Source organism: Photobacterium alginatilyticum, from assembly GCF_009910675.1.
Classification (GTDB): Bacteria; Pseudomonadota; Gammaproteobacteria; order Enterobacterales; family Vibrionaceae; genus Photobacterium; species Photobacterium alginatilyticum.
The window spans coordinates 1-500 of the sequence record NZ_RSEJ01000236.1 but is presented as its reverse complement, the minus strand read 5'-3'; the positions used below and the strand labels follow the sequence as shown (position 1 = coordinate 500).

Below are 500 nucleotides of genomic sequence, written 5' to 3'. Positions count from 1 at the left end.
TAAAAATAGTGTCCAAAGGGAGAGCATAGCAAATTTGCAACCTCTTTTTTCCCCATTCCCGCGCTTTTTTTACATCTTTTCCCATGTAGATGTCAATTCGGTTTTTCCACTTCCAGTGCATTTTGTCCTTTACATAAAAGGTGTCTGGAAAGGTGTCTATTTTAACCATCGTATTGTGTGTAAGCCCCATTTTAATGAGGTCGCGTGAGACCGCAATGCATTTCATGCCGGGTTTTAAGGTATCCCCCCATGCAGCTACCGAGGGAGAAATACTATCCGTTTGCCAAAAGACAGAATTATAGGCCGAAGCAGTTACCTCATGCCCCAACCATTCAAACTGGGGAGGTTTCAATTTAGCATCAGGCTTTTTGGAGCAAGCCGTGGCAAGAATAAATATGAAGAGTAGTTTTCGCAATAGGCCTTGTGTTCATTTCTTAAAGGTACATATTCCTTGGAATCAGCTAGGAAGTGGCACATAGGTGTCATCATCCGTCATCATG

1 protein-coding gene is annotated in these 500 nt (G+C 42.6%); it reads right to left on the bottom strand.

Going from position 1 to position 500, the window contains the following annotated elements:
* Positions 1-415, bottom strand: a 415-nt coding sequence (locus EIZ48_RS31640; protein WP_205298657.1) for a 3D domain-containing protein, incomplete at its 3' end; no start/stop codon positions are given.
* Positions 416-500 lie beyond the last annotated feature (85 nt).